At 51.9% G+C, this 10,797-nt stretch carries 10 protein-coding genes; 4 read left to right on the top strand and 6 right to left on the bottom strand.

What is annotated here, in order from left to right; translation table 11 throughout:
* Window positions 1-63 precede the first annotated feature (63 nt).
* Together ABR39_RS21220 and ABR39_RS21215 are read left to right on the top strand one after the other, a co-directional pair.
* On the top strand, window positions 64-2,244 hold the full coding sequence (locus ABR39_RS21220; RefSeq protein ID WP_047348593.1) for a type I secretion system permease/ATPase: 2,181 nt from the start codon (window positions 64-66) through the stop codon (window positions 2,242-2,244).
* A complete protein-coding gene (locus tag ABR39_RS21215; protein WP_047348592.1) occupies window positions 2,241-3,416 on the top strand; it encodes an HlyD family type I secretion periplasmic adaptor subunit in 1,176 nt (391 codons plus the stop codon). The genes ABR39_RS21220 and ABR39_RS21215 overlap by 4 nt, the downstream gene beginning before the upstream one ends.
* A 34-nt stretch (window positions 3,417-3,450) precedes the next feature.
* On the opposite strand, the gene ABR39_RS21210 is transcribed toward ABR39_RS21215, so the two are convergent.
* Window positions 3,451-4,335 (bottom strand): hypothetical protein, encoded by an 885-nt coding sequence (locus ABR39_RS21210; RefSeq protein WP_047348591.1) that lies wholly within the window; start codon window positions 4,333-4,335, stop codon window positions 3,451-3,453.
* Between the two features lie 277 nt (window positions 4,336-4,612).
* Here ABR39_RS21210 and ABR39_RS21205 point away from each other — a divergent pair, with 277 nt between their 5' ends.
* Window positions 4,613-6,076, top strand: coding sequence for an EAL domain-containing protein (locus ABR39_RS21205; RefSeq protein ID WP_047348590.1), 1,464 nt, complete (start codon window positions 4,613-4,615; stop codon window positions 6,074-6,076).
* Between the two features lie 29 nt (window positions 6,077-6,105).
* Here the strand turns inward: ABR39_RS21205 and ABR39_RS21200 are convergent, their stop codons facing one another.
* From ABR39_RS21200 to ABR39_RS21190, 3 genes are all read right to left on the bottom strand, one after another.
* Window positions 6,106-6,378, bottom strand: coding sequence for a DUF883 family protein (locus ABR39_RS21200; protein WP_047348589.1), 273 nt, complete (start codon window positions 6,376-6,378; stop codon window positions 6,106-6,108).
* Window positions 6,379-6,497: 119 nt separating this feature from the next.
* Window positions 6,498-7,166, bottom strand: coding sequence for an epoxyqueuosine reductase QueH (locus ABR39_RS21195; RefSeq protein ID WP_047348588.1), 669 nt, complete (start codon window positions 7,164-7,166; stop codon window positions 6,498-6,500).
* A gap of 130 nt (window positions 7,167-7,296) precedes the next feature.
* Window positions 7,297-7,773 (bottom strand): GNAT family N-acetyltransferase, encoded by a 477-nt coding sequence (locus tag ABR39_RS21190; RefSeq protein ID WP_047348587.1) that lies wholly within the window; start codon window positions 7,771-7,773, stop codon window positions 7,297-7,299.
* A gap of 89 nt (window positions 7,774-7,862) precedes the next feature.
* On the opposite strand from ABR39_RS21190, the gene ABR39_RS21185 reads away from it, so the two are divergent.
* Window positions 7,863-8,786: a LysR family transcriptional regulator gene (locus ABR39_RS21185; RefSeq protein ID WP_047348586.1), complete on the top strand. Its 924-nt coding sequence runs from the start codon at window positions 7,863-7,865 to the stop codon at window positions 8,784-8,786.
* A 90-nt stretch (window positions 8,787-8,876) separates the two neighbouring features.
* Here the strand turns inward: ABR39_RS21185 and iraM are convergent, their stop codons facing one another.
* Window positions 8,877-9,245: an anti-adapter protein IraM gene (iraM, locus tag ABR39_RS25155; RefSeq protein ID WP_072059282.1), complete on the bottom strand. Its 369-nt coding sequence runs from the start codon at window positions 9,243-9,245 to the stop codon at window positions 8,877-8,879.
* A 566-nt stretch (window positions 9,246-9,811) separates the two neighbouring features.
* The gene (locus ABR39_RS21180) at window positions 9,812-10,678 is read right to left on the bottom strand and encodes an AraC family transcriptional regulator (protein ID WP_047348585.1); all 867 of its coding nucleotides are present in this window, start codon (window positions 10,676-10,678) and stop codon (window positions 9,812-9,814) included.
* Between the last annotated feature and the right edge of the window lie 119 nt (window positions 10,679-10,797).

Raw genomic sequence — 10,797 nt, 5'->3', positions numbered from 1 at the left:
CGGGGAGCGATCCCCGCGGCCTTTTGGCGTTTCTTTTACACGAATTGCGTTAACCCGGAGATTATGAAGACACATCCACAGTACGAACCCTGGCTGCAGGGCATGCTCATCATCGCGAAGCACTATCGGCTGGACTTTTCGGCGGAGCATGTTCGGGTCACGATTAACCATGAAAGCCAGTCTCCGCGCCAGCAGGTGCTGGAGGAGATGGCGCGCCAGCTTGGGCTGGGGATGCGTGCGGTGGCGGCTGAAGCGGTATCCCTCGACCCGTGGCGCCTGCCGCTGCTGGCGGAATTCACCGGCGGCCAGATTGCGGTCATTAACCGCATGGACAGCGAAGGCAACGTCAGCCTGCAGTTCAGCGGCGACGCGGGGCTGGAGACGACGCTGACGCGTGACGAGCTCGGGCCACGGCTAAAAGGGCTGATGGTGCTGCGCCCGCTCGAATCCACGCCGGATGCCCGCGTGGATGACTACATCAAACCGTATGAGAAAAACTGGTTCTGGCAGCTGGCGCTGAAGGACTGGCGACGTTACAGCGACATTATGCTGGTGGCGCTGGTTGCCAACGTGCTGGCGCTCTCCGGCATGGTCTTCTCCATGCAGGTCTATGACAGGGTGGTCCCGTCGCAGTCGGAGGCCACGCTGTGGGTACTGTTTGGCGGCGTGATGATTGCCATTCTGTTTGAATTCATCATGCGCATGCTGCGCGTGCATATTTCCGACGTGGTGGGGAAACGCGCCGACCTGCGCATCTCCGAACGCGTTTTTGCCCACGCGCTGCGGATCAAAAACGGCGCGCGATCCAAATCAACCGGATCGTTTATCGCTCAAATTCGCGAGCTGGAGTCGGTGCGCGAGCTGATTACCTCCACCACCATTGCGGCGATTTCCGATCTGCCGTTCTTCCTGCTGTTCGTCTTTATTCTGTGGATGATTGGCGGTCCGCTGGTGCTGGTGGTCCTGCTCGCCGTACCGCTGCTGCTCATTCCCGGCCTGCTGGTGCAGCGCCCGCTGGGCAAGCTCTCCAGCGAAGGGATGCGCGAATCCGCCATTCGTAACGCTACCCTGGTGGAGGCGGTGCAGGGCATTGAAGACATCAAGCTGATGCGCGCCGAGCAGCGTTTTCAGAACCAGTGGAATAACACCAACGACGTAGCCGCCAGCGTCGGTATGAAGCAGCGCTGGCTGACGGGTCTGCTGCTGACCTGGACGCAGGAGGTGCAGTCGATAGTCTACGCGGTAGTGCTGCTGGTGGGCTGCTACCTGGTCATCAGCGGTGATATGACCACCGGGGCGCTGGTGGGGACCTCGATCCTGGCGTCGCGGACCATTGCGCCGCTGTCGCAGATTTCTGGCGTGCTCTCGCGCTGGCAGTCGGCGAAAGTAGCCCGCAAGGGGCTGGACGACCTGATGCAGCGGCCGATTGACGACCCGCAGCACGGCAAGAAGGTGCACAAGGCCCACCTGCGCGGCGACTATGCGCTCGAAGACGTCGGGTTTTACTACGACGAGGATGAGAAGCTCACCGTGCTCAACATCAGCAAGCTGCAGATCCGCGCCGGAGAGCGCGTGGCGGTGCTCGGGCGCAATGGCTCGGGGAAAAGCACGCTGTTACAGCTTCTGGCGGGCATGCAGGAGCCGCAGCAGGGCAGCATTCTGCTGGACGATATTGCCCTTAATCACCTCGACCCGGCCGACGTGCGTCGCGACATGCAGCTGCTGAGCCAGCAGGCCCGTCTGTTCTTTGGCTCCGTTCGCGACAACATTGTGATGGGCAACCCGTTAGCTACCGACGACGAGATTCATCAGGCGCTGGTCAACAGCGGCGCGCTGGAGTTTGTGCGCAAGCAGAAAATGGGGCTGAACTACATCATCAACGAGGGCGGAGCTGGCCTGTCGGGCGGCCAACGACAGGCGCTGCTGCTGGCGCGCGCGCTGATCACTTCCCCGACTATCCTGCTGCTGGACGAGCCTACCGCCTGGCTGGACGAAATGAGCGAGAAGCAGTTTATTCAGCATCTTCACAAATGGTTGGGTAAACGCCGCACGCTGGTGGTGGCGACGCATCGCCTGCCGATTCTGGACCTGGTCGACCGCATCATCGTGCTGGAAAACGGCAAGGTGGTGATGGACGGCCCGCGCGATGCGATCCTGCATCAGCACGGTATGGCGCCGCAGAAAGCCGCGCAGCGTACCGTGACCATGAAGCCGGCGGCGGTTGCAGAGGAGGGTGCGGCATGAATGATTTCTCGCGTTTCAATAGTCGTCTGAAAGAGCCACGCCTGCCGCGCTCGTCACTGGTAGCATGGTCGCTGTTCGCCCTGCTGGCGGTGTTTATTGCCTGGGCGAGCCTGTTTGACCTTGATGAAGTGACGACCGGCAGCGGCAAGGTGATCCCCTCTTCTCACGAGCAGGTGATTCAGTCCCTGGAAGGCGGCATTATTCACAGCCTGATGGTGCGCGAAGGCGATATTGTCGAACGCGGACAGCAGCTCGCGCAGCTTGACCGGACGAAAACCGAGTCAAGCGTGCTGGAGAGTGAGTCTCGTCTGAATGCCGCGATGGCTACCGCCGCGCGCCTGAAGGCCGAAGTGAACGACACGGAACTCGCGTTCCCCGACGAGCTGGATGACGACGTTGAGCTGGTCAAACAGGAAACGGCGCTTTACCAGTCCCGTCGCGAAAGCCTCGAAAAAGGGCTGGCCGGATTACGGCAGGGCGCCGAGCTGGTTCAGCGCGAGCTATCGCTCACTCGTCCGCTGGTAACGCAGGGGGCGGCGAGCAAGGTTGAGGTGTTACGTCTTGAGCGTCAAAAAAACGAGCTTGAGAATAAAATCACCGAGATGAAAAACCAGTATTACGTTCGCGCCCGTGAGGAGCTGGCGAAAGCCAATGCGGAAATTGAAGCCCAGCGTTCGGTGATGAAAGGGCGCGAAGACTCCCTGACCAGGCTGACCTTCAATGCCCCGGTGCGCGGCATCGTGAAGGATATTGACGTCACCACCGTGGGAGGCGTTATCCCGCCGAACGGCAAGCTGATGAGCCTGGTCCCGTTAGACGACCAGATGGTGGTTGAGGCGAAAATTTCGCCGCGCGACGTGGCGTTTATCCATCCAGGCCAGAAAGCGCTGGTGAAAATTACGGCCTATGACTACTCCATTTACGGTGGGCTGGAAGGAGAAGTGACCATGATTTCCCCGGACACCCTGCAGGACGAGGTGAAAAAAGATGTTTACTACTATCGCGTTTATATCCGTACCGACAGCAACCATCTGACCAATAAGCAGGGTAAAGACTTCCCCGTCTTTCCGGGCATGATTGCCACCGTTGATATAAAAACGGGCAGCAAAACGATTCTGGATTATCTGTTGAAACCGCTGAATAAGGCAAAAGAGGCGCTGCGGGAAAGATAGGAAAACGGCGTTCGGGATGCCGAACGCCTGCTGCTTATACCGTTGACGTCATGTGATGAGCATGGCGTCGCTCTTTAGGTACAACGTTAATGTAGTGCGTGACGTAGGCAAAATATAATCCGGCGTAATTTTCGACCAGTTCGATAAACGCCGGGTATATCGACATCCGACCATCACCGCGATCTTTCAGATAACCCGCCTCCTGTGCCGATTTAATAATCCGGTTGACGTGGATGCGCGAAACATAAAATTCTTTGGCGAGCGTGCTGGCTGAATAGGTAATGATTGCACCGTGAGCGGATTTGTTTTTCATGGCCTGCAGGTAAATATAGAGCATAATCATTCGCCCCCCGTCCTTATCGATAAATAATCCCACTTCAGGCAACACCTTTCTGAACGTCAACCCCCGAAAGAGATATTCAGCCGCGCGGCGGAAGAAATTATTTCTTAATGCGTCATTATCCAGCAGGTTAACATTGATATTAAATGTCGGGTAAAGAATACTCACCGGCAAAAATGCGCCGGACATATAACGCTTAAGTTCATTCAACCCTTTCTCGGTTGGCGCGATTCGGGTTTTGCGTCGGTCTTCCGTGCAGCGCCAGGTCCGGATGCGCCCGGTAGTTCTGAGTATGGTAATGATCGCAATAACGCTGTTGGGGCTGGCTATCTTATAGCGAGAACATAACTCTTTAATTTCTGAAACGGATTCGGCCTGATTCCCAAAAATAAAGCAGCACATGGAGAGAATAATATTGAATCGTGATTCCTGCAGCATTGTCTTGTAGAACAAAGGTTGTTTTTTGTAGATGGCGTCATTAATTGTGTAGTGCTCTAATATTGCCTCGCCGAATCGCGGGTTGCTCTTAATAACATCCCTTCGATGTAGCAAGGCCCTGGATGAGATATGATTATCCATAGCGTTTTTCTCGTATTTGAATGAGCCGATAGATGAAGTATCCAGTCTTCTTTTTCGGAATTTTCATTATACCCTGAGAAGGAAGTATTTACCGAGGTTATTTGAAAAGAAAAGTATATTTGCGGGCTATGTGGCATCAGGTGATAAACGCAAAGATGTTCCGCTGAGAACTGTTTCTTACCCGGCGTTGGTACGCTAAAATTAATATTCACAGCATATGCATTAAATTTTACGCATTCAAAATTAGAAATGGCGCTTTGGTGCCCAGGAGCAGGTTATGACCCACAAGGTTTCTCTCGTAAATGGGGCTTGCGATGAACAATCATTTGTCATCTCAGCCTGCGGTTTCACGTTCCAGGGATATAGTCTGATGCTTAACAAGTACGGAATACAGGCGTCGCATATTCACTTTAACGGAGACGAGGTATCGCCACAGGATGTGGAAAATATCCTTTTAAATCATAATGCTCGCATCGTGGTATTTCTTGGTAAAGGTATTATCAATCTTCTGGAGAGCCTGAAGCGGTTGGCATCCCTCCTTAATGTGCTTCCGGTTATTCGACGCGTCACGCTGTATGGTGATATACCTGACGGCTGGTTATATCGCACGCTGGGCAGTCTTTTAAATAACACCCATCAGTTATCATTAATTCGTATTGCCAGCATTTCTGACATTATAAGCTGTTTCGACACGCACCATAATGGATTTAACGATCGCTCGCGCCTATTACGCGATTACAATAAGGCTATTTCTGCGCAAGAAAATCTAAAGTGGTTAACAAGAAGAGAGATAGACGTTTTGTTGCATTTCTACCGCGGTATGTCTGTCAAACAATTATGCGACAAAATGGCGCTTTCCAATAAAACGGTATATACACATCGCAAAGAAGGTGTGCTGAAATTACATTTGATTAAACGCTGGTTGCACGATCCTCACAACTTTAAAGCGGAAGGTAGCATTAAGCGTCAGAGTCAAAATGCTGGGTTTACGGATAAAGAAGTGGAGATTTTTAAAGCATTACATAAAAAAGAGATATTTCCTGCCTATCAGATCATTACCGATCGTGATAAAAAAGGGGTAGGGTTTGAAATTCTTATTCGCTGGAATAAAAACGGTAAAATTGTCAAGCCAGCCAATTTTTTGACCGATATTTGCAATTATGAAATATGGCTAAAAATGACGGCGTTAGTCATTCATGCTGCCGTTTCTGGGATTAATAAATATAATGGGAAATATTATTTTTCGGTTAACATTCCCCCTCGGCTAGCTTCCGGGAATGCCTTACCGGATATGGCGCGTAAAGCTATCAGTATGTTGCTCAAACCACAGTGGGCCGAAAAGCTGGTCTTTGAATTTGCAGAGGATATTGACGTCACGAAGGACAAGAGGATCCCTGAAACCATGCGGCATTTACGCAATACGGGGTGTAGATTGTTTCTGGATGACTGCTTCTCTAATCACCAAACCATGTTCCCGGTGCGGCAGGTACATTTTGACGGGCTCAAACTGGACAGGGACATCGTCGAGCATTTTGTGGCAAATGACAACGACTATAATCTGATCAAAGCGATACAGATTTATAGCGATATGACCGGAACGGACTGCATTGCCGAGGGGGTAGATAGTGAGGAAAAGTTTGAAAAATTAGCTGCGATGGGGATCAAGAACTTTCAGGGCTATTATTTATCGCGAGCCGTGAAAGAGGAAGAACTGGACCGCATGGTCCGCATGTTCAGCTAAGAAAAAATAAAGCCCCGAAGGGCCTTTATTTATTTTCGACCCAGCAACAGGCCGAGAACAATACCCACTGCACCCGCTGCAACGAGGCCGGTGAGGGGGTTATTTCTAACCGCTTCAGTAACATCAGAAACGGCGTCGCTGGCCTGGGCTGCATATTTTTTTGCCGCGCCTTTTACCTGATGCTTTGGTGAATCAACAAATTCACCAAACTGCTGCTGCGCTGAGCCTGCAAGTTCATCAAGTTTATTTTTTGCTTTGTCTTCAGCGAACTGGGTGTTTTTATCGGTACCGAAATCAGACATTTTTGCCTCCTTGTGTTGACACTTAAAGGATAGCCTCTCTTTGCAGATGTGAGAGACGAAAGGCTAATTTCGTCATCCGATACGGCTGTTTTCGGATATATCTCTATGTCGCAAACCCGTTATTTCTCATTCTCATCCTGACCGTAATACAGGGTGCCAATGCGGATAAGCGGGCGGCCCTGAGACTTGCGGTGCAGGTTGCTGTCCCTGAGCGAGTAAACGCATCCGCAATACTCCTGCTGGTAGAACTGCTCCCGCTTGCTGATCTCAATCATGCGGGACGAACCGCCCTGTTTGCGCCAGTTGTAGTCCCAGTAGATCATGCCCGGATAGCGCGCTGCCGCACGCTGGCCGCAGTCGTTTATCTGCTGCATGTTCTTCCAGCGGGAGATCCCCAGCGAGCTACTGATGACGCTAAAGCCATTTTCTGCCGCATAGAGCGCCGTGCGCTCGAAGCGCATATCGAAGCACATGGTGCAGCGGACGCCGCGCTCGGGTTCCCACTCCATGCCTTTCGCGCGCTCAAACCAGTTATCGGTGTCGTAATCAGCATCAACAAAGGGCACGCCGTGTTTTTCCGCAAACCGAATATTCTCTTCCTTGCGGATGAGGTATTCCTTTTGTGGATGGATATTGGGGTTATAGAAAAAAATGGTGTAGTCAATTCCCGAGGCCTGGATGGCCTCCATCACTTCACCCGAGCAGGGGGCGCAGCAGGAGTGCAGCAGCAGTTTGTCGGCACCGTCTGGCAGGGTGAGCTGAGGGCGGATAAAGGGGGCTGTCGTCATGGCGTTCTGCAATATGTTTATGAAATTTATGGAATGGTAGCACAGACTCAGCATCTTTTAAGGCGGCACGGACAGGGGCGGCGCAGGAAAAGATCCCGCCCGGCCGGGATCTTCGCGCAGTAAGAGGCTGTTATTCGGCAAATTTCAGCAGCGCTTCGCCATCAAGACGATAGCGTACCCATTCGGACTGCGGCAGCGCGCCAATGCTCAGGTAAAAGTCGATGGCGGGCTGGTTCCAGTCAAGCACGCTCCATTCAAGGCGACCGCATTGCCGCGTTACCGCCAGCTGCGCGATATGTTTCAGCATCGCTCTGCCCGCGCCTTTACTGCGATACTCCGGAGACACGTAAAGGTCTTCCATATAAATCCCGTTGCGTCCGAGCCAGGTTGAATAGCTGGTAAAGAACACGGCATAGCCGGCAATCTTGCCGTCAAACTCCGCGATCAACGCCTCGGTTTTAGTCCCTGCGCCAAAGAGCGTTTCCCGGATCTCCTCCGGCGTGGTAACCACTTCTTCCGGCGCTTTTTCATACACCGCCAGCTCGTAAATCATGGCGTATATCGCCGCTGCATCTTCGGGGCGGGCCTGACGAATGGTGATGCTCATTGTTTATCCTGTTTTTTTGCGTGCGTTCGATTGATGGCGTTAAGCATACGGAGTATTGTCCGAAGAATTAAGTGCAATGAAATCAACAAATGATGAATGTTATGCATCCGGCGCTGAGACGCCTTGATTTAAACCTGCTGCCCGTTTTCGATGCCATCTTCCGCCACCGTTCCGTTCGGCTTGCCGCCGATGAGCTGGCGATGAGCACATCCGCCCTCAGCCATGCGCTCTCGCGTTTGCGCGCCACCCTGAATGACCCGCTGTTTTTTCGGGAAGGGCATCGCATGTCCCCCAGCGTGTATGCCTCTCAGCTTGCGCCTTCCATTGCTTCCGCACTGGCGTTCCTTAATCACGAACTGGCCCCGCAGCCGGAGTTTGACGCGGGCAGCAGCACCGAGACGTTACAGATTGCAATTACGGATTTTACCGCGCTTTGTATTTTCCCGGCCCTGATGCACAGGCTGCAGCTTGCAGCCCCGGGGTTACGTTTTGAACTGCGCTACCTGCCGCACAGCCCGGCGCTGACGGAACTGCTGGCGGGCGAGGTGGATCTGGCGCTGGGTTTCAGCACCCAGGATGATATCCGCCATCCGGAACTGGAAGAGATCGGCTGGTTTGAAGATGAGTATGTGGTCATTAGCAACGCGAGCCGGACGAGGCTGACGCTGGAGGATTATCTCGGGGCCCGCCACCTGGTGGTGACGCCGTGGAATGAGAAGCAGGGCGTTCTGGATGTGCGGCTCGAGCAGCTGGGGTATACCCGACAAATCGCGATCAAAACGCCGTCGATGCTCAGCGCGCCGTTTATCGTAGCGGAAAGCGATCTGCTGATGGCGATCCCCCGGTACGCCGCTGAGAAGCTGGTTGCAGCAGCGGATCTCAGGATATTTGCCTTACCGTTCCCGATACGCACGTTTGAAGTGAAAATTTACTCGCATAAACGCAGCGGCCAGCGGGGCGCGACCCGCTGGCTTAAGGAGGAGCTGAAGTCGCTGGCGCAACAGGATGATTAATGATTAATGATTAATGATTAATGATTAATGGTATACGTATTAAGAAATGACTTCGCGCCTTCCGCAAGCGTTCGTTAATGCAGTAAATAATTAGCTATCGCGGGGAACTCTTATTATTAAAGGAGTGGTCTCAAATCCGTGCGGGCATTTGCGCGCATTGCAATACTCAGCATATGAGCAGCATTCAGCATCCAGGTTCTTATTAAACGGGCAGGCCATTTTGTTTTTTATCTCATTCCACAGGTTCTCGTTGTATGGTGAGACGTTATAAAGGGATATTTGGTTGAATACGCCATTTACAAAAATTCCATTTTTTGTCGTATGTATTCTGTCTCCTGGCAAAAGATAGATGTCACTCTCGTACCAAATTATTAATCTTAATAATTTCAAGCCAACAATGTGCGAATAAACGATTCCTGTGTTAGGGCAAATGACAGAACTTAATACTCGCCATGACATCATGCTTTTCTCCATGAAATATTTTTACCTGGATTTAGGTGTAGCACGTGATCGGGTATTGATCAATGATGTAACCCATTGATATTGATCGTTATTTTGCGCTTGTGCGATTTTTATCTATATATAACAATGGTTTGCGCAATATGGTTTAGATAATTATTTTGATTTATTTACCTGACTTGAGCGAGGAGTGGTTCGATTTTGACCGCTTACAGATTATGAATGCGGAAAATAAGATTTTGTATAGACCTGGATTATTAAAGAAAATTTAATCATGACTGAAACCATTTCATTTCAACACGTTACCTGGTGTAAGGTTTATAAGGTTTTTTGCATTATTATTAATGTTGCTTATCGATTCCGCCGAATAAAGGTTGCTACAGGCGGCTTCTTTTTGCTTTGCTATAGAAAATGGCTGAATTCGAATTTACATGCGTGCATTTCGGAGAGAAACTATTCAGATTTACTTATGTAAGGGAATGCCCGAACCTGGATTCGATGAAACCCAGGATACTGCCGGGCAAGCGTAGCGCTACCCGGCAGAAGAGGTGGTGAACAAGGGATAATCAATTTATCGGCAGGTAGATATCCGTTTGCAGCGCATGTTCCGGCACCTCGTGAATAAAATTGATGTAATGGAAGAACACGGGCGCATCACGCAGCGTTTCGCCGCTTGCGGGCAGCCAGTCCCGGAACATTGCCCACACCGTGGTGGATATGTTATCCAGCGAGCCAGAATGACGCCCAACGGCGTAACGGCCCCCATCAATTACACCGTTGCCAACCCCGAACGTATTTTCCGGTATCGCTTCAAAAACGCTGCCGCATATATCGAAACGAAAGGCTTCTTCAGGCGTAGTCGCCGGATCGTCCCACGCTATACCAAACGTGCTGCTTTCGCGTACTGGCGATAAGCCAGTAGCTTTACGCCAGGCGATGAATTTCGCCGCACTGTCATTAACCCGATTGGGACTGCCACGGTGTTGTAGCATCGCTACTCGGGTTTGGGGAAAATCGACAATCTTAACTTCCATCGTTTTTTGCTCCTGAAAGGTCATTTTCGGTACGCGCTCGTGCCAGCTTAGCCAGTCCGGCTGCTGCCGAAACTGACGCGGGCTTTTTCCAAACGCGTTTCTGAAGGCGCGGCTGAACGATTCAGGGCTCTGGAATCCAGCATCGAGCGCAATATCAATCACCTTATCCTGTGGATTAAACGCCAGTCGCCATGAAGCGCGACGCAGGCGTAGCCACTGGATATAGCGATACAGCGGCAGGCCGCTGAACGCCAGAAACTGACGGTGAAAATGATAAGGTGAACAGCAGGCTAACGCGCTGAGCCTCTCCAGCGAGAGCGGTTCATCGAGATGGAGGGCGATATAGTCGCACACCATCGTGAAGCGCTCGCGGTACGCCATATTGTTTGTATCGTTCATTGCATCCTCCTGATGACCCACTTTGCCTGACCGGTGGGCCAGAATCCTGACCGATCTTGCTAATCAAATTCATTATTGGCGACGTTTTTTTGGCAGTTGCGATCGTGTTCTTGCTTTAT

The organism is Enterobacter genomosp. O, assembly GCF_001022965.1.
GTDB classification, from domain to species: domain Bacteria; phylum Pseudomonadota; class Gammaproteobacteria; order Enterobacterales; family Enterobacteriaceae; genus Enterobacter; species Enterobacter cloacae_L.
The sequence above is the reverse complement of the archived record's forward strand: the minus strand, read 5'-3'. Positions and strand labels throughout refer to the sequence as shown.

Excerpts from the sequence above, each read along its gene's own strand:
- ABR39_RS21220 (WP_047348593.1), top strand. The coding sequence starts at position 64 with ATGAAGACACATCCACAGTACGAACCCTGGCTGCAGGGCATGCTCATC.
- ABR39_RS21215 (WP_047348592.1), top strand. The coding sequence starts at position 2,241 with ATGAATGATTTCTCGCGTTTCAATAGTCGTCTGAAAGAGCCACGCCTG.
- ABR39_RS21210 (WP_047348591.1), bottom strand. The coding sequence starts at position 4,335 with ATGGATAATCATATCTCATCCAGGGCCTTGCTACATCGAAGGGATGTT.
- ABR39_RS21205 (WP_047348590.1), top strand. The coding sequence starts at position 4,613 with ATGACCCACAAGGTTTCTCTCGTAAATGGGGCTTGCGATGAACAATCA.
- ABR39_RS21200 (WP_047348589.1), bottom strand. The coding sequence starts at position 6,378 with ATGTCTGATTTCGGTACCGATAAAAACACCCAGTTCGCTGAAGACAAA.
- ABR39_RS21195 (WP_047348588.1), bottom strand. The coding sequence starts at position 7,166 with ATGACGACAGCCCCCTTTATCCGCCCTCAGCTCACCCTGCCAGACGGT.
- ABR39_RS21190 (WP_047348587.1), bottom strand. The coding sequence starts at position 7,773 with ATGAGCATCACCATTCGTCAGGCCCGCCCCGAAGATGCAGCGGCGATA.
- ABR39_RS21185 (WP_047348586.1), top strand. The coding sequence starts at position 7,863 with ATGATGAATGTTATGCATCCGGCGCTGAGACGCCTTGATTTAAACCTG.
- iraM (WP_072059282.1), bottom strand. The coding sequence starts at position 9,245 with ATGTCATGGCGAGTATTAAGTTCTGTCATTTGCCCTAACACAGGAATC.
- ABR39_RS21180 (WP_047348585.1), bottom strand. The coding sequence starts at position 10,678 with ATGAACGATACAAACAATATGGCGTACCGCGAGCGCTTCACGATGGTG.